The organism is Paenibacillus sp. PK1-4R, assembly GCF_030369595.1.
In the GTDB taxonomy this organism is placed as follows: Bacteria; Bacillota; Bacilli; order Paenibacillales; family Paenibacillaceae; genus Paenibacillus.
Window position 1 is genome coordinate 5668473 of sequence record NZ_CP126535.1, and the last position, 20051, is coordinate 5688523.

Here is a 20051-nt window from a genome sequence, read left to right on the forward strand (position 1 = left end):
CCTTCACTCCATCACGTTGATGGCAGTAACTTTTGAAGAAGCTCTGCTTCTCCAAAGTTCTCCCGTCTTCTTCGTTCAGGTGCTTAATATTTAACCTTATAATAATTCCGTGATATTTAATCCTTGGAGTAATCCCGGATACGTGGTGGGATCAGGGATACGTCTACTGGCTCGTACGAGATTTTCGGGCCTTCTTTCGACCAGCTCGCGATAGTCGTTTTCAGGAACTCTTCGTCATTACGTTCCGTGAATTCCGGTTTGTAATGCGCGCCGCGGCTTTCGTTACGCAGCAGTGCGCCCAGTGTCATTGCTTCTGCCAATTCAATCATGTTCCACAGTTGGCGAGTGAATGCTGCGCTCGGGTTATTCCAACCGGAGCTATCGTACATGTTGATTTTGCCATAACGCTCTTTCAATTCCTTGATCTTGCCAATCGTGGCTTCAAGCTTGTCGTTGTAGCGCACAACCGTCATGTTGGCGGTCATCCACTCGCCAAGCTCTTTATGAATGACATAGGCATTTTCCGTGCCCTGCATTTTCAAGATGCCTTCGTATTTATCGCTTTGTTGTTTGGTGTGTTTCTCAAATACGGAAGATGGGATATCAGCGGATGATTTTTTAAGTCCTTTGATATATTCAGCCGCTTTTGGTCCAGCCACCATACCACCATAGATCGCAGATACCAATGAGTTGGCACCCAGACGGTTTGCGCCATGGTATTGATATTCACATTCACCAGCTGCGAACAGCCCCGGAATGTTAGTCATTTGGTTATAATCTACCCACATACCGCCCATGGAATAATGGACTGCCGGGAAGATTTTCATTGGGATTTTACGCGGGTCATCGCCCATGAACTTCTCATAGATCTCAATGATTCCGCCCAGTTTAACGTCCAGTTCCTTCGGATCTTTGTGCGACAAATCGAGATAAACCATGTTCTCGCCGTTCACACCCAGACCCATATCTACGCAGACGCTGAAGATTTCACGAGTCGCGATATCACGTGGAACCAGGTTACCGTAGGATGGATACTTTTCTTCAAGGAAGTACCAAGGTTTTCCGTCTTTGTACGTCCAGATCCGTCCACCTTCACCACGCGCGGATTCAGACATGAGACGCAGCTTGTCATCCCCTGGAATGGCTGTTGGGTGAATCTGAATGAACTCCCCGTTGGCGTAATTTACACCTTGCTGATACACCGCACTTGCCGCTGTACCTGTGTTAATTACAGAGTTGGTCGTTTTACCGAAAATGATCCCTGGACCACCGCTCGCCAGAATAACCGCTTCTGCCGGGAAGGTCTGTACCTTCATCGTTTTCAGATCCTGAGCTACGATCCCGCGACATACGCCTTCATCATCCAAAACCGCCTGCAGGAATTCCCAGTTCTCATATTTCGTAACCAGGCCCGCTGCTTCCCAGCGACGTACCTGTTCGTCTAATGCATAGAGCAATTGTTGTCCTGTTGTTGCTCCGGCAAACGCCGTACGGTGATGCTTCGTTCCCCCGAAACGACGGAAATCAAGCAAACCTTCCGGTGTCCGGTTGAACATGACGCCCATACGGTCCATCAGGTGAATGATGCCAGGTGCTGCTTCGCACATCGCTTTAACAGGAGGTTGGTTCGCGAGGAAGTCACCGCCGTATACCGTATCGTCAAAGTGTACCCATGGGGAGTCACCCTCACCCTTGGTATTCACCGCTCCGTTGATGCCGCCTTGTGCACATACAGAGTGGGATCGTTTAACAGGAACCAGTGAAAATAAATGAACATGGACTCCGGCTTCAGCCGATTTGATCGCCGCCATCAATCCCGCGAGACCGCCGCCCACAATAATTACATTCGTTGATGCCATTGCTGTTCACTCCCTTATAAGTCAGCATTTATACGCTAAATGCTTAAATTAGAACTGTTTTTACTACATCAACCATCGAAGTTACTGCTTGGAAATCCATGCTCCGGAAAGCGAACAACGAAGCAATAAACATAATGGAAATAATACCAAACAAACTCATGCACACATAAGAGGACACACGCTGCGCACGCGGACCCACGGTAATCCCCCAGCTAACAAGAAACGACCACAGACCGTTGGCAAAGTGATAGGATGCCGCAACCACACTGATCAGATATAGAATAAATGTTACCGGGTTCATCACGATCTCATGAATGACACCACCAAGTTCTTCGTGGGTGACTGTACCCAACGCAACCTGTACCCGAGTCTCCCATACATGCCAGATTACGAATACAAACGTAATGACACCACTGACCCGCTGCAACGTGTAACGCCAGTTGCGCTCATTGCCATAACGGCCCACGTTAGGCTTGGCCTGATAAGCAATATACAGACCATATACACCGTGATAGAACAACGGTAACCAGATGAGGAGCGTTTCCAAAACAATAACCAGTGGCAGACTGTTCAAAAATGCAACAGCACCGTCAAAAGCCTCTTTGCCGCCTTCAACTGCCGAGAAGTTCGTCACCAAATGCTCAACAAAAAACAAACTGAGCGGAATGACGCCAAGCAAGGAGTGCAGCTTTCTGGAGTAAAACCCTTTCATAAAATGTCGATCCCCTTTCGCTAAATACAACGTTTTCATAAATGATTTCACTTATCATGACACGAATCCTTTTCCATGAAAAGGTTCGACAAATTGTTCCGTTTTCCCCAGGTGTGAACAACTTGTGTCACGATTCATGTTACTCCTTTTTTTCTTATAAGGGAATTGCAATATAATTATTAAATGTTATACCCTATAGGTATAAGCAGTGAAACATTGGGTTTACAGGCTATACAACATGGAAAACGATTAAGCAAGGGCAAGAATCACACTCATGGAAAAGAGGTTATTGTTCATGTTTGAGGAGTTAAATGCATTTGCAGCGGTCGTGGAGCAGTCCAGCCTGAACCGTGCATCCAAGTTACTGAACTTGTCCCAACCCGCACTCTCACGAAAAATTGCCAAATTGGAGGATGAACTTGGGGTTGCCCTATTTCACCGCCGTGGCAAACGGCTGGAGTTAACCAGTGTGGGCCAGTTCGCCTATACCTTCGCGGTAGAACAGAAGCAGCAGCAGCAGAAGTTCCTCACCATGCTTGCCCAGTATAAAGACGAAGAACAAAGCACCATTACACTCGGAGCCAGTCTGACGACGCTTCAAACTACATTACCACCTCTCGTCAATGCCTTTATGGAGAAACATCCAAATGCCGAATTGAAACTGTTGACGGGTAAAACACATGAGATTGTCTCGTTTGTGCGTGACAAAAAAGCCGATGTGGGCATTGTCGCCTCCTCCATCAGCGAAGTGGGGCTTAACTGTGTGCCGCTCTTTGACGATCACCTGGAACTGGTTGTGCCGCTTACACACCCCTTATCCGGTAAGGAAGCCGGGATGGAGCATTTGCAGGATCTGCCGATGATCACGTTCTCCAAAGGCACCTGGTACCGCAAATTAACGGACGACCTCTTCCAGCGCTGTGCCGTGATGCCGGATATTCGCATGGAAATTGACTCCTTTGAAGCGATTATCCGACTTCTGCCTTCCGCCAAAGCTGCTGCTCTATTGCCCAAGTCATATCTTCGTCCACAATTACTTGCGGACAATGATCTGGTTTCTGTTCATTTGCCTCAATTACAGCAGACCCGCAGAACAACCTGTATGATCTATGGGGAAAAAGAGGACCTCAGCGAGACCTCCAGACAATGGGTCAAGGAGACGGCTGCACTCTTTACAGCAAAGGCGCCATTGCCCTCACGGAGGACTACGACGCCTTAGCTTTGATCTGAATCAGCCAGGCTCTAACCCCTGGCTTCCTTATTTAACTCATCTTAATTATCAGCTCTCCTGGCTGATAACCTCTTCTTCAAATCGGTCGATATCTGCATTATTACCAATAATGACCATAATATCCCCCATCTGAAGCGAATCCAGTGCCGTCGGAGCGATAATGACCCCAGCTTCTTTCTGTAACGCCACAATGCTGCAACCAAAACGTACGCGTGCATTCAGGGTTGAAAGTGTCTTGTTGTGCAGACAGGCGGGAACCTTCATCTCGACAATACTGTAATCATTGGATAATTCAATGTAATCCAGCAAGTTCGGGGTAACCAGCTGGTGGGCAACCCGAATGCCCATATCCCGCTCAGGATAAACGACTCGATCAATCCCCAGTTTATCCAATGCTCGTCCGTGAAGGACGGATATGGCCTTGGCCACGACCGTCTTGACGCCCAGCTCTTTTAACAGAATCGCGGTGAGAATGCTCGTCTGGATATCATCCCCGATGGCAACGATGCAGCAGTCAAAATTACGAATACCCAGGGAGCGCAGCACTTCCTCATCTGTGGCATCGGCTACAACGGCATGGGTGACCAATTCACTAATGTCTTCGACGACTTCTTCATTTTTATCGATCCCGAGCACCTCGTAGCCGAGTTCCATTAATTCCTGTGCCAGACTGGAGCCAAACCGCCCAAGCCCAATCACCGCAAACTGCTGTGTTTTCATTGTTCTTCACGAACCCCTTATCCAAATCAATTTCAAAACTCACTAAAAATAGATTTATCCAATAATCATTTTGCCTTCCGGATACCTGTATAACTCTTTACCCTTTTTCTGCCCGAGTGCATACGCTAATGTGATCGGTCCAAGCCTTCCTGCAAACATCGTAAAACAGATCAGGAGTTTGCCCAATGTAGTCAACTTCAGCGTTAGTCCAAGCGATAATCCTACGGTACCAAAGGCTGATGTCGTTTCAAATAAGATCATCATAAAACTGGCGTCTTCTGTGGTACTCAGTGCCATCGTTACAGCTATGATGAACAAGAGCGCCAGCAATGTAATAGTAAGCGCCTTGAAAATCCGTTCCTGTACGAGCCGGTAGCGGAAAAATACGATATCTTCACGTCCACGCATCATGGCGATGACCGCGCCAGCCATAATCATAAATGTCGTTGTTTTGATCCCGCCTCCCGTAGAACCTGGCGAAGCACCAATGAACATCAGAATGATCATAAAGAACTGTGTTGCCTGTCTCAGCCCGGCAATATCTACCGTATTGGCTCCTGCCGTTCGCGGCGTAACGGACTGGAAGAATGAACCGAGAATTTTGCCACCCCAGTTCAGGCCACCCAGTGTCCGCGGATTGCTGAATTCAAATACGAAAATGACAAGTGCACCAAACACAATCAACAATCCAGTCATTAACAGTACAACTTTGGAGTGCAAAGACAGCTTCCGCGTTTTGCGGTAATCCACCAGGTCTGACAACACCACAAAACCGATACCGCCAGAGACAATCAGGAACATCGCTGTAAAATTAACCAATGGGTCATACACATAACCGGTCAGACTGCGGAAATCGCCAAACATATCAAAGCCCGCATTGTTGAACATGGAGATCGCATGCCAATAGCCATAATAAATCGCCTGTCCGACTGGCATGTCGAACGACCAGCGGATGGCAAACAGTGTGCCACATATGCCTTCGATAATGAGTGAGTAGATCACAACTTTACGAATCAGCCGGACGATTCCCTCCATCGTGCTCTGGTTCATCGCTTCCTGTAGAATCAACCGCTCTCTAAGCGAAATCCGCCGTTTGAACGCAATGGCAACCAATGTGGACATTGTCATGAAGCCCAGTCCGCCAATCTGAATCAGAATTGCAATTACAACCTGACCCAGCACCGAGAAATGAGTCCCTGTATCAACGACAACCAAACCAGTGACACAAACAGCCGAAGTTGCTGTAAAGAGCGCATCAATAAATGCAAGACTGTCTCCGTTACGGCTGGATGCCGGAAGCATTAATAGCAGTGTGCCTACCAATATGATGCCAGCAAACCCTAACACAAGAATACGGGGTGGCGATAATCGCATCCATTGAACATTCAGTTTCACTTGAGTATCTTCCACCTCTTCTAAAATGAAAATAACTCCACACCCGTGGAGCCTTCTTCATTTGAAATGCTGTTGCCAAACGTTAAACAAGTATGATTCAGATTAAAACGACATATATAATGAAGTTGGAATATATTCTATTCGTTCCCTTGTTGGGCGAAAGACATGCGAATCATTGCACATTTGCTTCAAAATTATAAGCGCTGCGACGTTTGTAGACAAAACGTTTTTTGTGTAAATAGCATCGAATTCAGCCAAAAAGGGAAGAACTCAGATATAGCGACGGATAGATCAGATTCTTTCGGTGCTTTTCATTCATTTTCAAGGATTTACACCTGTTTTCGTTACATCATTGGCATTCGGTGCTTGGCCTGTGCTATGTTAACTTTAATATCCATATTAGTGCGTGTTCAAAAAGGGCGGTTTTCAGTACCAAGAAGATGGGATGAAGCTAGAAACTTTTTGAACTACCTCTATCAATAAAGGAGGAACACCATTACATGAATCCCTTAGGGCAGCCTTTGCAACTCAAGGCTAACTTCAAGCGGCTGGGGTTGCTTGCGGCGATTGGCCTGATTCTATTTTTTGTATTTCAGATCTTTCCAGCTACCTCATCACAAACGACAGAAATTTCGTCCACGTCCTTCATAACCAAGGAGCAGGCGACACAATCCGCACGATCATTCGCAGCTTCTGTGAATGACTATTCACTGCCAAATGATGATGCAAAAACCCTGGTAACCTACCAGACACATTCCGATATCTACGGGTATATGGCCAAAACCAAACAACTTGATACCTATAACCAGAAATGGGAAACAAGCTATCCTTACGATGTATTCCGCGTTCGTTTGCCTGATCAACACAAAGGCGGTTATCTTAATGTTGACGTACATATGAAAACAGGAAAAGTAGTCGGCTTCAAACGGGAACTGCCTTCCTCCCTCTATACCGCCATTGAGGCGGAGCAGGTTAGTGGACGAGTGACCACATCGCAAGTACTTGCCGAAGGTAATATGTCCTTGGACGAGAAAGAACGGCTGGCGGCTGGCGTTCTGACTGAATTCGGTTATGAAATGCCAACACTTCAATTGGATACTCGCGATGGTGAAGCGGGTCTGAAATATACAGATTCTGCAAAAGCCATCGGAGACTCCAAGCTTGAACTGAATTTTACGTTTGAAGAGGGTGCGGTACGATCGTTCGATCCTGGCTTCTCGGTCCCGGAATCCCATACTGACTATGTGAAAGATCAAACACGTCAGGCCAATTGGATGACCTATGGCGGCTATGCATTCCTGACCTTTGTACTGGGCGTGCTGGCAATCATCTATAGCATTCTGACCCGAGCACATACGTCTTTCAAACGCGGGATTATTCTCTCGCTGGTGTATTTCGCAGCTTCGGTAATTGGTACACTGAACATGATTCCACTCTTTCAGGCACAAGGGCTCTCCAATTTCATGTTAGCATTCCTGATGTTAATGCAGGCAGGTATTACACTGGTCATGAGTGCAACCATCTATCTGTCCCTCGTTGCCGGTGACGGCATGTGGCGTAAAATAGGTCTGAACCCATGGCCTCGTGCCAAAGAACCCGGATATGGAAAATATGTACTTCACAGTATGTATGCTGGTTACCTGTGGGCATTCATTCTACTGGGTGTGCAATCCATCCTGTTCTTCATTCTGGAGCGAAGCATCGGCACATGGTCAACGACGTCAGCAGATCAATCTACATTTAATATGACCTATGCCTGGCTCTTCCCGATCATGGCCTGGATGGCCGGTATTGGTGAAGAAACTGTTTATCGACTGTTCGGCATTCGCATGATGCAAAAGATTGTGCGTAACACGTTTATTGCCTGTCTGATCCCAACCATCATTTGGGCACTTGGACACACTTTGTATCCGATCTATCCAGTAATCACCCGTCCCATTGAGCTGATGGTGATTGGATTGCTGTTCAGTCTGATCATGCTGCGTCACGGCTTTATTGCCGTTGTATTCGCACATGTGATCTTCGACAGCTTGCTGATGGGACTCAGCTTGGTCTTTATGGGCGATGCCCTGAATATGGCTGCTGGACTCTTCTGGATTGTACTCCCGGCCATCGTTGGATATGTGGTCTACAAATTCAATCCAAAACAAAAAGAGAAGCCGTATGTTACGACTCCTCATCACGAAGTGCTGCAATAATCTGATTTGCCAGTTTGTCACCAATAGATAGAGGCCGGAAGTCTTCGACGCTGGCCTCTTTTATTTTGCGCAAAGAGCCAAAATGCTTCAACAGCAGCTTACGCCGCTTCTCTCCAATACCCGGAATGGCATCCAAACGTGATGTCACCATCGATTTGCCACGCTGTTCCCGGTGGAACGAGATCGCAAAACGGTGGACCTCTTCCTGTATCCGCTGCAACAGGTAGAATTCCTGACTATCCCGAGGCAGGGAGATGACTTCCGGTGGATTACCGATCATCAACTGTGAAGTCTTATGCTTCGCATCCTTCACCAGACCACATACCGGAATAAACAGCCCCAGCTCATTTTCCAAAATATCGACCGCAGCCGAGATCTGTCCTTTACCACCATCGACCACAATCAGGTCAGGCTGGGTCAGGTTTTCTTTTAATACCCGCTCGTAACGGCGACGGATGACTTCTCGCATGGTTTCATAATCATCGGGTCCTTCAACCGAACGGACCTTGTACTTCCGATATTCCTTCTTATCCGGTTTACCATCCGTAAATACAATCATGGCAGATACCGGGTTCGTACCCTGGATGTTCGAGTTATCAAACGCTTCAATACGGTGAAGCTGATCCAGTCCAATAAAACGTCCCAGTCCTTCAGCAGCTTTGGATGTCCGTTCTTCATTTCGCTCAATCAGGCGGAACTTCTCTTCCAGTGCTACACGTGCATTATCCACAGCCATGGTGATCATCTGGCGTTTCAATCCACGTTGCGGGATGAGCACTTTGATCTCCAACCACTCCTGTAAAGCAGCAGCAACCTGAGTTGGGTCTTCCAGTCCAGCTGGAAGCTTTTCAGTTAAATCAGTTGTATCCATTATTGGAGCATCCTCTTGCATACTGTCAGGTTGTTCACCTTCTGCCTCAGTGGAACCTCCGTAAGCTGCACGAGTCTCAGCAACCAGTGGCTGGGAAGCGTTACTATGCTCCACTTGTCCCGTCTGCTCAAACTCAACCGTAACTGCGGCAGGTACCGATCCATCAGCATCAGAACCCGTATCCAAATTGTCGTTATCCGTTGCAAGATCCTTGGGCATTTCCGGCAACAAAATCTCTTGTGGCAATGCCGGATTATCACTGTAGTACTGTGTTACGTAAGACATGAAATCACTGTACGCCTCACCGTAAAACGGGAAAGTAGATACGTGACGTTCAATCATTTTACCCTGACGCATATATAGAATCTGGACACACATCCAGCCTTTATCAATGGCAAAACCAAATACATCACGGTCTCTGGCATCGGCCATCGTAATTTTCTGTTTTTCCATCATCGCATCGATGGCGATTACCTGGTCGCGCAGTTCCTTGGCACGTTCAAAATAAAGATCCTCCGCAGCCTCTTGCATCTTACGCTGCAAATCCTTTTTGATCTCTTCGTGACCACCGCTCAGAAATGAACCAATCTCTTGGGAAATCTGGTCGTACTGCTCCTTCTCCACTTCCTTCACACAAGGGGCAAGACACTGTCCCATGTGATAGTACAGGCACACTTCTTTGGGCATTACACCACATTTGCGCAGTGGATACATGCGGTCGAGCAGTTTTTTCGTTTGATGTGCCGCATATGAGTTTGGATAAGGTCCGAAATATTTGGCTTTATCTTTCAGCACGCGCCGGGTTACTTCCAACCGGGGGTGCTTTTCATTGGTAATTTTAAGATATGGGAATGTCTTGTCATCCTTGAGCAACACGTTATAACGCGGCATATGTTTCTTGATCAAGTTACATTCCAGAATGAGTGCTTCCATGTTACTGCCCGTCACGATATATTCGAAATCACGGATTTCGGACACCAGACGCTGGGTCTTTCCGTTATGACTGCCGATAAAATAAGAGCGTACGCGGTTCTTCAGCACTTTAGCCTTACCTACATAGATAATGGTACCTTCACTGTTCTTCATCAGGTAACATCCAGACATGTCTGGCAGCAAAGCGAGCTTGTGGCGAATCTGCTCCAGTGCCTTCTCCTGATCTTGCAAATCATTCATGAATTGATCCATAATTCGGTGAATCCTCCTTCCCGAAAAAGCTGAAATCCTCACGTTACATGAAATACTCCGACGACAGAATGATCTTTCGATCGCTGTTATCCCCAGATTTTTTCGATTCCCTTTTTTAAAAGGGAAAATCCGGTGATAAAGGCGAACGCTTCGCTTCTACAGCTCATTTCTGTCCTCTCCGTTAACATGTAAATTTCCAGTTTCATTTTATAAAAAATATATACTTTATATTGTCCTATATAAAGGTATTCGACGCAAAACGCCCCCGGCATGTAAACCGGAGGCGTATGTGTAAGCCTGTAAATTATTGGTGTTTTGCGATAATTCCTTTGAGCGCATCTTTCGAGTTCAGACCAACCACTTTATCTACCGGTTGACCGTCTTTGAAGAAGATCAAAGTTGGAATGCTCATTACGCCAAAGCGGGAAGCAGATTCCGGATTTTCATCCACGTTAACTTTAGCAATTTTCACTGCATCGCCAACTTCTGTGGACAGCTCTTCCAGGATTGGAGCGAGCATTTTACAAGGACCACACCAAGGCGCCCAGAAATCAACAAGAACCGTTCCTTCGCCTTCTACTTCAGCGTTGAAGGATTGATCGGATACGTTAACAATAGCCATGAAATTGTCCTCCTTATATATACTTACGGTTTATTTTAACCTGTAACGTCGTGAACGACACTTCCAGTATAACACAGGTACGTCAAACTTGTGAATTGAACGCTGCAATGTTCATCTTCCCAACATCAAATCTTCACAATTACAGGATGTGGCATACCAACTTCAAAATCTTTACAAACGCTTTCTTTTCCAAGTATACTAAAATTACTCCGGGTTTCAGCCCCCATACGGGCAAGCTGTATTCCCCATAAGGAGGCAATAACATGGATGCAAATGTGCGGATCAGCGACCCGCGTGAACATGTGAACGAGGAACCCCGCAACGATCTATTTGATCTGATCGTGGGTGTTGCCGGCATGGCCGGCCTGATGACAGTGATCTTTTTCGGTATGGTTATCTTCAAATTCATCACCGAATAGGATACTCACAGGTCTCACGCAGGACCAGAAAAGCCCGGTTTTCGCGACAATGCGAAAGCCAGGCTTTTTTTGGGACTACTTATTGCTTAAAAAGTATAATTTGTAGATCAGACCCATAAACTAACCGATTAACGTTTACCGCGCTGATTCTCACCCCGAACGGAGATGACATCCACGAATGGACGAATCCGGTCCATGAGACGCTGGCCTTTATTCGATTCCTCGCCGTCCCGATTGGTGAAACTAAGATGTTTTTCAAGCCCATCCAGATTGTAATTGGAAGTATAGAAGGTTGGTTTGCGATTCATCCGATAGTTCAGAATGGACCCCATCACATGATCCCGAACCCAAGGGTTCAGATTCTCTGCCCCGATATCATCAAAGATGAGCAGATCACAACTTTTCAAAATATCCGTCATTTCCTTCAGCTTCTGCCCTTCACTGATCATGGATTTCAGATCCTCCACAAAGTCAGGCATATAGATAATGACACCCGTGTGGCCTGCAACCGCCAGTTCATGCAGCAGATAACACATCAGGAACGTCTTGCCTGTCCCGAAAGTTCCTTCCAGAAACAGTCCTTGCGGAGATAATCCATTCTCCTTGGTCTCCCTAATATAACGAAGCACCTGATTCACTGCTGGAGCACGCATCCGATCCTTGCCCATAATCTCCACATCGTTGTATCCGGCACTGAGCGCACGCTCGTCCACATAGAAACTACGAATACGTTGCTTAATGATATGTTCATTTTGCCGGGCGATATGTTTGGAACAAGGCGCTTTTATATCTATGATTTCGGGTTTACCGTTAAAATGTTCTACTTCCAGTTTGCAAAAGTGGCCCTGAAAATCGTTAGGACAGTTGTCGAGTCCCGGACAATTCGCACAGTTCTTAGAGTCTTTGGCGTACTGAAACAGCTTGCTCAGATCGGTCATGAGCTGTGCATCTTGCAGTTCAGGATGACCTGCGCGGAATTCGCGTACGTACGGATTTTCCATCAAATCCGCCGCAATCCGCCGCGATTGCTCACGAAAGGCAGGGTTCAGCTGCTGAAGCAGTCCTCCCAAGGATTCCATGGCTTCAAGCCCCCTTAATGTTTCAATATAGAATGAACAATGAAGTGTACCTGCGACCATCTTGATGGCATAGGTACTTTCGATCATTAGCAATTCTACTGTTCATTCTATAGAAAAACAACCAATAACTCAACAGATACATCTGGTAAATAGCGTAACCCTTCCGCCAACGTACGTAATGCCTAGTTTATAGTACACTTGCAGTCCTGTACCTTTTAATGTGTGTTCAAAAGTCTGTTTTTCAACTCTTTAAACAACTTTTATCAGCGGCGCAAGCCGACAGTAACAATCTCGCATGAACCTGTCTGTATGTTCCATTCCTTGTTGGCAAATGATAATGTTGATGCCTCTTCTATGCTGCGGGCATGAAGCCTTTCGCCCTCTTCCTCCAGGATGTTGCTTTTGTATGCCGTTTCGAATGGCTGCGGATTCGCTTGTGATGCAGCAAGATTCAACGTGGCAGAGTCAGTGGTCATATTGAACCAGCGTAGCATGACATCGCCGGAATCCTCATTTACCTTGAGTGAAGAAAATGCTAAACCGTCTCCTTGCCATGCAAACGGTGCGTTACTAGGTGTCAGATAACCTGGGTGTACTCCAGTCTGTGCCAGCGTCCAAGGAACCTGGAACTGATAGGCCTCGATATATGCACCTGATGCTGCACCATTGCCATCGTGGGGAATGATCTCGATCTGAAATGTATGTTCACCAAGGCATTGTGCTTCAGGTGTCGGGAACAAACCCCAGTCTCCGAGTTCGCCTACAGCACGAAGCAGCGTAACCGCGATGGTGTTGCGACCATCCTGAAGGACTTCATATTCATTTAGACCCAGATTGGCTACGACCAATCCTGCGTTTTTTTCACTTACATCTACAAAACTCTGTTGATGCTGTGTATTGCTTGGATTTTTCCACTCCGGTGCAGGCTTGTTATCACGTGTTGCAATTTCGAACATGGAATCCACATGATGAACAGCAGATACAAGATCCGTTGGGAAAAGAGCACGCACCCGATGATCCTTCGCCTGATTGTTGAAGGTTGTCTCCATTTGCACTCCTTTTCCACTACGACTAAGCGATATAACAGTACGGATCTGAAGTGGAATCATTTTAGTTGAACGCTGGGCTTTGCGATGTGGATAATAAATCAGTTCTCGCTGTTCCTGATCCAACATCTCATCCGCCGACTCCGGTATTTCCCAATGATGAATCACTTCGAACGAGGCCAAATATGATGTATCCTCAAGGATTCGAATCTCAGCCTGAAGTGCTTCAGTTGTCCGAGCCACTTCGTTCTCTGGCTGCTTGAACATGTATTCATTGCCGATATCACCCACATTTTCGTACACGCCAAGGTCCTTGTAAGTCCGGCCTGTCCGTTTATCCGTGAGGGTGAATGAACCATTGTCTGCAATCGTGACAATCAAATGTTGATTTTCCATGCCACGTTCACCACGCAACAGCGTAGTCGTTTTCGACGGAGTACCACGCTTAGCATCATCCGCAAAGTTGATCAATGCATAGGTTTTCAGGCCAAATGCAGCTACATTTTCTGTTTCAAAACGAATACGTACTCGCCGACAGCTATACGGCTGACGGAAGCGATCATCTGGCAGATCATAGCCAAATTGCAGACCCAGATCCTCCACCGTACATGGAATGTGGTTACCATCTTCATCTACAAGTATGCGATCTGACAGTTCAACGGCTTTCATCTGTGCCGCCATCTCTTCCAATGTATATCCATCCCGGAAATACAACCGAGCCGCATCCAGTTCCATCTGAACTACACCGCTTCGTTCCCAACCCGTTGTATTAAACACCACAACAGGCCGAGCCCCCTCACCGTAACGCTCAAATATGGAGGTATCCACGGCTGTAGCAATCTGGCTGGTGCTCTCTTCAATTAGAGCCTCTGCTACATGACGGCTCTTATCAAACCGTGTCACCATCTCGCGGTGCACCTCATCCACACTGCATCCACAGATGCTGTCATGCGGATGATTTTGCATCAGCGTTTTCCAGGCATACGTCAGTTGATCATGTGGATAGGCATGTCCAAGCAGATAGGCGTAGGATGCCAGGGGTTCAGCCACTTTTTCCAACATGGTCTGGCCTAGCTGGTTCATCTGTTTCAGATACACACGAGCCGAGGCGGTGTTCACCAGAGTTCCCCAGCCATCGGTACGCTGGCTGCGCAGTTCGCCTTTGACCGTGGACAGTTCATGTTCAGACGATGCTCTCAAAGCTTCCAGATAATCTGGAAAATTCGAGTGAATGAACTCGATATCCGGATATAATTGTTCAGCCATGCGAATCGCTTCTGGCAGGTCTCGCTGAATCGGCTGGTGATCACATCCGTTCATGTACAGCAGCTCATTCGTTGATGCATATTTCTCAGCGTCTGCCAGTTTGGTTTCCCAGAACTTACGAGCCGAAGCCTCATCTACAGGAACTTCATTCCCGTTGGAATACCAGTTTGCGAACAATACGCCGAGCACTTTCGATCCGTCTGGCCCTTCCCACAGCAGCTCCGAGAAGCTTGATTCATATCCGGCATCCGATACCGTATTATTGAACCCCGTAGGCTTGACGCCACGTCCAAAGAACACATTATCAATGCCCGATTGCTGCATCAGCTGCGGAGTCTGCCCGACCAATCCAAATGTATCGGGAAAATAACCAATTTTCGAAGGTATGCCGTAACGTTTGGCGTCCTTATGTCCAACCTGCATGTTGCGCACATTGGCTTCTCCGCTCGTCAGAAACGCATCCTGCAAGATGTACCATGGTCCAATCACAATCCGTCCATTGCGGATATGCTTCTCCAGTCGTTCCTTCTGCTCAGGGCGAACCTGAAGATAGTCATCGATGATAATTGTTTGTCCATCCAAATAAAAGCTTTTGTAGTCTGATCCTTCATCCAGCTGATCTAACAGTGAATCGACGAGCTGAATAAGTCGCATATGATGCTTCTCATACGGCAAGTACCATTCCCGATCCCAGTGGGTATGCGAAATAATATGTGCTCTCTTTTTCTTGGTCATCGTGTGATCCCACCTCTTTCCACTTGTTGTACAATCTCAACCTCATCAGGGCGATACACCGCAGTCAGGTTTCCAGAAGCATCCGTGGCAAACAGCACCGAACGATTTTTCTCCAATTGGAACGAGTACGATACACCTGTACGTTGATCTCTCACTTGAACTTCATGGTTAAAGGCAAACTCCGATACAAATACATACAGATTCCCTTTTGGAAAACTCAGCTTCCGGCCATAGATCCCTGCGATATCCCCACCGGATATCCATTCCAACTCCTGTTCGACGCCCGAAATTTCAGTCGCATAACGGTACAATGCAGCAAGTGGTTCATCCCGTCCGTTTAACTCCACCGGCAGTGGTGTCCAGATTAATTTCCCTTTACCCAAAGGCAACACGGTTATTTCATCTGGTATACCATTATCCCCATGAAGCAACGTCTCCTTCGCCACCTCGGCGATCCGACGCCGTCCATAGGTCACCCGGTGATTCACGCCATTAATATTCAGCAGTTCTTCCCGCTGCACGTTACCCAGACTGCGTTTGCCTACGATATGATCTGCCCGGTCACTTGCCTTCCAGTACGCATCCAGCCCCAGTGGTCCAGTAATAAGCAGGCTCGTGCCTTCCTTCTCTGCAAACGTGAGCAATTGATGCAGTGCGTCGCTGTCCATATTATGCGGACTCGGCACGATAATCAGTTTTGGTGGCTGCTGCTCCAACGCTTCCAGATGATATTCAGATAACGCACGGAACGGTAGTTTCAGATCATAGGACATCACTCGAGTAAGCTTTGTTGTGGCATCATAGGCCAGGGCACGGTTAGAGAAGTCATTGGAATACGGGAACACCACCGCAATATCCTCCAGCTCCCGGTCTTCAAAGAGATCACGAATGCCATGCATGAATCGGCCAAAATCATAAGACACATCCGCCTCTGGTTTCTCCGTACCATCTGCACGCAGGGCTCCAATATGAGATTCATTGGCGTTATCCATATAGAAGTTGGTGTTCCAGATCCATTGCACCGCTCCAGCGCCACCTGTCGAGAAAGCATAGGCATACTTGCGTTCAAGAATGCCACGAAGCTCTTCTTCGGTACGTTTGGCTCGTCCATCCGGGGTTTCCACATACATGATGCCCGTCTCCTGAATGAGATTGGGTTTATGAGGCGTTTTGGCGAAAATGCCGTCCCAGATCAGATCATCGTTCAACCACCAGGAATGCACCGTTGTGTAGTCCACTTCACGTTCATAGAAGAAAGGTGAAGGACGCTGCGCACCAAGGGCTTCATCCTGCCCCACGGTAACCAGATGATTCGGTACCAGATCCTTGATCGTACCTACAAGCTCTCTAGCCCAACCATTGTGCATCTCCATAGAGAAGAGACAGTAATCAAGCCAGCGTGTTCCTTTTTTGGCCTTGTGCATGTCCTGTACATCAAAATTAATCTCTTCCGCCTCCGGGATCACCGCGGCTGCAAAGTTCGGAAGCTGCTTCGGTGACATATTCCATGCCTCCTGCAACGCTTCAATCGTCTGATGACGCTGCTCAAGCCAAGCGATATAAGCCTGCTGTTCATACGAATCCCTCGCCGAGCGTGGACCAGCTGAGAAGATACGCACCGGATCAAACATGGATGGCTCGTTAATCAGATCCCAGTCCACATGTGTTGTATGCGTGTGACGACTGACAATGCTTCGGATGAAACGTTTCTGAGCCTCGACACTCTGCGGGTCCAGATACGGATTCGTGCCTTCCCATGTCTCCGGTGTAAAGGAGAAGAAGGTGAACGTGACCTGCAAGCCGTGACGTTTTGCCGTTAAAATAAATGCATCAATGGCACGAAGCACATCCTCTGCCATATGTCCGTCTACCTGCATCATGTTGCGATAGGCGGTCCAGATTCCGGTCCGAATCCAGTTGATGCCGGCTTTTGCCATCTGAGCCATGTCCCGATCCCAGACATCCGCATTCGGTAGAAAGAGAAATTTCCGTGCCACATCGGAGGTCATGTAGGTCATGCCTACAACAGGGAGAGGACGTCCGTCTTTTACAAAATAGTCCCTGCTGCGGGTAATCACTTCCCCTTCTGCCAGCAATGCTGCATCTTGTCCCCAGAAGCCTTGACGCAAGATCCGAACTTCCCCGTCAGGTGCCTGCGCGTGGCATACGATCCGATACAGCCCACTTTCAATGGAAACCGGGAGAAGTATGCGTTCGAAACGCTGCTCACCGGAAAGTTCCATCTCCAGTTGATGGCTCCATACCTTCTCCGTCGTTCCACTTATGCGATCCTCATGCTCAACCGTTATGTCGAATGTCCACAGCTCAGACGTTGTACGCCTGCTGCCTGCACGCTGTAAAATCTGGCCTTGAAGTGTAAGTACAGCCCGTTCATCTGGCTCATACGAAGCATAATTTGTTTTCAGGGATAACTCCGTTACACCTTGCGCACAGAATTGCGCCCACTTCACAATCTCGTCAGCGCCATCCTGCGTCCAGAATGAGGTGGTCAGCGGCAGATGCACAAACATCCAGCGTGAACCAACAAAAGTCCCGCGGGAGTTTTCCCACAGAACGACCGGAGCGGCGATGCTACGTCCATCCTTGCTCATGCCACGAAGTAACGGATAAATCTGCGTACTCATGGGGCCGGATGAACCCATCTGGTGGGGCAGATCACTTGTTTTGGTTGTATGTGGAACCAGATTCCATGTATCTGCCTTCTCGAACAGCCCCTCTTTCCCAGTGAGAAGCGGGATCTGTTCAGATGACGTGTAGGATTGCACATTGGCAGCAGATACGTTCAACGCCTCATGAATATAGAGTTCCTGATGATACGCGGTCTGCTCGGACTCTACAACCCATGCCCCATTCTCATATCGAACTGGACGTTTAAAGGGTGCGCCCCCCACACTGATCAAGCTTCCGCCCTGATGCAAGTAAGCTGCAATCTCCGTCCAGGCGGACTTGGGAAAATAGGGTGCATGCAGATTGACCAGACATCCTTCACCTGCTGTAATATTCAAAGTCTCTGCGAGTTCTTCGGCGTTTACAACGGTGATCTCTTCTACTGCTTTCCATGTATTCAGAGCCTCATGAGTTGGAGAAGCACCTTCCATTGGAAACGCAGGATCAGCGAAGATAATCAGCTTTTTATCATTAGGTTGGATACTCATAACAGGCCATCCTTCATGGATTTATAGACCAACTGGGAGAATAGGCTGTTGGACCATGCAAACCATTTTCTTGTAAAAATCGTTGGATCATCGGCGTGGAAGCCTTCATGCATATAACCTGTATCTGCATCTGTCGCTTCGAGCATGCGAATAATCTCCAGTTTCTCCTCGGCAGACTGCGCAGTCAGACCTTGTATGGACAATCCCATATGCCAGATGTAATCTGGTGGTGTGTGCGGACTTCCGATCCCTTTGGCAACCTTGCCCTCATAATAGAACGGGTTCTCTTTGCTCAGAGCGAAGCGGCGCGTATTCTGGTAGATCGGATCATCCGCTGTGACGTAACCCAGATATGGAATGGACATGAGTCCCGGTGTACCCGCATCGTCCATAAGACAGTGGTTGCCATAACCGTCCGTCTCGTATGCATAGATCGGTCCAAATTCCGGATGACGATAAATCCCGTACAACTGAATACCGTGATCCACGTCCTGCTCCAGATCCTTCAATTCCTGCAAAAGTTCCATATCCCGGAACACCCACTCGGCAAACTCCTGCATTTGGCGCAGAGCTACAACCGCGAACATGTTGCCTGGAATGTTGTAGTGGAAATCACACGCATCATCACTGGAACGGAAACCGGACCAGATCATACCCGTGTAGTTGACTGGCATACCTTTTCCGTGGTTGCGCAGGGAATCTGTTGGGATACCGTTATTGCGTGTGAAGCGATATGGAGATTGTTCCATGTGATGCTGTTCGACTTTGAACAGTTCCACGATTTTACGCATCGCTGCTTTGAAGCTTGAATCGAAAATGTCAGTTAGCTCGGTTTCCTTCCAATATAAATAGGCCAGGCGCACAACGAAACATAATGAATCAATCTCAAATTTGCGTTCCCACACCCAAGGTGACATCTCGGTTTCGTCCGTGGTGTTCCAGTGCCAGTCGTTGGCCGTCTCATTGAAGGCATTGGCATATGGATCGATGTGAACATACTGGATATGACGTTTGATCAGCCCGCCAATAATGCGTTGCAGGTCCTCGTCTTCTTTTGCAAACGGAATGTAATGTACTACCTGCTCCACGGAATCACGCAGCCAGGAAGCCGGAATATCTCCCGTGATGACAAAAGTCGTACCGTCCTCCATCAACTTGGTTGTTGTTTCGATGGTGTTGGGGAAACAGTTTTTGAATAATTGAAGCAGTTTTGGTCGGTGAGCCAGTTTCTGTTCTGCTTCTTCGAGTACAGCCTGAATGGATTGTGGCAAAGCAACAGGTGGCATTGGTATTTTGGGTAATCTGAACTGTTCCATGGATGAGTGCAACTCCTTAAACAAATTGAATGGTATAGCTATAAAAGATCAAGCTGAGAACATTCACACTAGACCACTACGATGACAGAATAACCTTCCGATCGCTGTTATCCCCAGATTTTTTTGTTTCCCTTTTCTAAAGGGTAAATCCGGGGATAAAGGCGAACGCTTCGCTTCTTCTGGTTATTTCTGTCCCCTCCGTTAACGTGTGAATAAAGAGC

General features: G+C 47.5%; 13 protein-coding genes. 3 read left to right on the forward strand and 10 right to left on the reverse strand.

Annotated elements, in window-relative coordinates; genetic code table 11:
* Positions 1-116: 116 nt before the first annotated feature.
* Positions 117-1859 (reverse strand): succinate dehydrogenase flavoprotein subunit, encoded by a 1743-nt coding sequence (gene sdhA, locus QNO02_RS24645; RefSeq protein WP_036673387.1) that lies wholly within the window; start codon positions 1857-1859, stop codon positions 117-119.
* Between the two features lie 43 nt (positions 1860-1902).
* Positions 1903-2571, reverse strand: coding sequence for a succinate dehydrogenase cytochrome b558 subunit (locus QNO02_RS24650; protein WP_091037822.1), 669 nt, complete (start codon positions 2569-2571; stop codon positions 1903-1905).
* A 295-nt stretch (positions 2572-2866) separates the two neighbouring features.
* Between QNO02_RS24650 and QNO02_RS24655 the strand changes: the two genes are divergently transcribed.
* Positions 2867-3790 carry a LysR family transcriptional regulator gene (locus QNO02_RS24655; RefSeq protein ID WP_091037825.1) on the forward strand — a complete coding sequence of 308 codons (924 nt, stop codon included), beginning with the start codon at positions 2867-2869 and terminating at the stop codon, positions 3788-3790.
* A gap of 60 nt (positions 3791-3850) precedes the next feature.
* Here the strand turns inward: QNO02_RS24655 and QNO02_RS24660 are convergent, their stop codons facing one another.
* Positions 3851-4522, reverse strand: a complete 672-nt coding sequence (locus tag QNO02_RS24660) for a potassium channel family protein (protein ID WP_017692455.1) — start codon at positions 4520-4522, stop codon at positions 3851-3853.
* Positions 4523-4576: 54 nt separating this feature from the next.
* Positions 4577-5896, reverse strand: coding sequence for a TrkH family potassium uptake protein (locus QNO02_RS24665; RefSeq protein ID WP_371129102.1), 1320 nt, complete (start codon positions 5894-5896; stop codon positions 4577-4579).
* Between the two features lie 521 nt (positions 5897-6417).
* Between QNO02_RS24665 and QNO02_RS24670 the strand changes: the two genes are divergently transcribed.
* Positions 6418-8115: a CPBP family intramembrane glutamic endopeptidase gene (locus QNO02_RS24670; RefSeq protein WP_289390308.1), complete on the forward strand. Its 1698-nt coding sequence runs from the start codon at positions 6418-6420 to the stop codon at positions 8113-8115.
* Here QNO02_RS24670 and uvrC read toward each other — a convergent pair.
* Both uvrC and trxA read right to left on the reverse strand, forming a co-directional pair.
* Positions 8084-10171 carry an excinuclease ABC subunit UvrC gene (gene uvrC / locus QNO02_RS24675; protein ID WP_289390309.1) on the reverse strand — a complete coding sequence of 696 codons (2088 nt, stop codon included), beginning with the start codon at positions 10169-10171 and terminating at the stop codon, positions 8084-8086. The two genes, QNO02_RS24670 and uvrC, sit on opposite strands and share 32 nt — an antisense overlap.
* A 304-nt stretch (positions 10172-10475) precedes the next feature.
* Complete coding sequence (gene trxA / locus QNO02_RS24680; protein ID WP_017692451.1) at positions 10476-10793, reverse strand: thioredoxin; 318 nt, start codon at positions 10791-10793, stop codon at positions 10476-10478.
* A gap of 263 nt (positions 10794-11056) precedes the next feature.
* Between trxA and QNO02_RS24685 the strand changes: the two genes are divergently transcribed.
* Complete coding sequence (locus QNO02_RS24685) at positions 11057-11212, forward strand: YqzM family protein (protein ID WP_091037832.1); 156 nt, start codon at positions 11057-11059, stop codon at positions 11210-11212.
* Positions 11213-11340: 128 nt separating this feature from the next.
* On the opposite strand, the gene dnaI is transcribed toward QNO02_RS24685, so the two are convergent.
* The 4 genes from dnaI to QNO02_RS24705 all read right to left on the reverse strand — a co-directional run bounded on the left by dnaI (position 11341) and on the right by QNO02_RS24705 (position 19830).
* Positions 11341-12291, reverse strand: coding sequence for a primosomal protein DnaI (gene dnaI / locus QNO02_RS24690; protein ID WP_091037835.1), 951 nt, complete (start codon positions 12289-12291; stop codon positions 11341-11343).
* Between the two features lie 263 nt (positions 12292-12554).
* Complete coding sequence (locus tag QNO02_RS24695; protein WP_289390310.1) at positions 12555-15338, reverse strand: alpha-mannosidase; 2784 nt, start codon at positions 15336-15338, stop codon at positions 12555-12557.
* Positions 15335-18514, reverse strand: coding sequence for a beta-galactosidase (locus QNO02_RS24700; protein ID WP_289390311.1), 3180 nt, complete (start codon positions 18512-18514; stop codon positions 15335-15337). The genes QNO02_RS24695 and QNO02_RS24700 overlap by 4 nt, the downstream gene beginning before the upstream one ends.
* Positions 18511-19830: a glycoside hydrolase family 125 protein gene (locus QNO02_RS24705; RefSeq protein ID WP_289390312.1), complete on the reverse strand. Its 1320-nt coding sequence runs from the start codon at positions 19828-19830 to the stop codon at positions 18511-18513. Before QNO02_RS24705 ends, QNO02_RS24700 begins: the two co-directional genes overlap by 4 nt.
* Between the last annotated feature and the right edge of the window lie 221 nt (positions 19831-20051).

Bases quoted from the DNA above. Each gene is read 5' to 3' on its own strand.
- uvrC (WP_289390309.1), bottom strand. From the start codon at position 10,171: ATGGATCAATTCATGAATGATTTGCAAGATCAGGAGAAGGCACTGGAG.
- QNO02_RS24650 (WP_091037822.1), bottom strand. From the start codon at position 2,571: ATGAAAGGGTTTTACTCCAGAAAGCTGCACTCCTTGCTTGGCGTCATT.
- trxA (WP_017692451.1), bottom strand. From the start codon at position 10,793: ATGGCTATTGTTAACGTATCCGATCAATCCTTCAACGCTGAAGTAGAA.
- sdhA (WP_036673387.1), bottom strand. From the start codon at position 1,859: ATGGCATCAACGAATGTAATTATTGTGGGCGGCGGTCTCGCGGGATTG.
- QNO02_RS24695 (WP_289390310.1), bottom strand. From the start codon at position 15,338: ATGACCAAGAAAAAGAGAGCACATATTATTTCGCATACCCACTGGGAT.
- dnaI (WP_091037835.1), bottom strand. From the start codon at position 12,291: ATGGAATCCTTGGGAGGACTGCTTCAGCAGCTGAACCCTGCCTTTCGT.
- QNO02_RS24670 (WP_289390308.1), top strand. From the start codon at position 6,418: ATGAATCCCTTAGGGCAGCCTTTGCAACTCAAGGCTAACTTCAAGCGG.
- QNO02_RS24665 (WP_371129102.1), bottom strand. From the start codon at position 5,896: ATGCGATTATCGCCACCCCGTATTCTTGTGTTAGGGTTTGCTGGCATC.
- QNO02_RS24705 (WP_289390312.1), bottom strand. From the start codon at position 19,830: ATGGAACAGTTCAGATTACCCAAAATACCAATGCCACCTGTTGCTTTG.
- QNO02_RS24700 (WP_289390311.1), bottom strand. From the start codon at position 18,514: ATGAGTATCCAACCTAATGATAAAAAGCTGATTATCTTCGCTGATCCT.
- QNO02_RS24660 (WP_017692455.1), bottom strand. From the start codon at position 4,522: ATGAAAACACAGCAGTTTGCGGTGATTGGGCTTGGGCGGTTTGGCTCC.
- QNO02_RS24655 (WP_091037825.1), top strand. From the start codon at position 2,867: ATGTTTGAGGAGTTAAATGCATTTGCAGCGGTCGTGGAGCAGTCCAGC.
- QNO02_RS24685 (WP_091037832.1), top strand. From the start codon at position 11,057: ATGGATGCAAATGTGCGGATCAGCGACCCGCGTGAACATGTGAACGAG.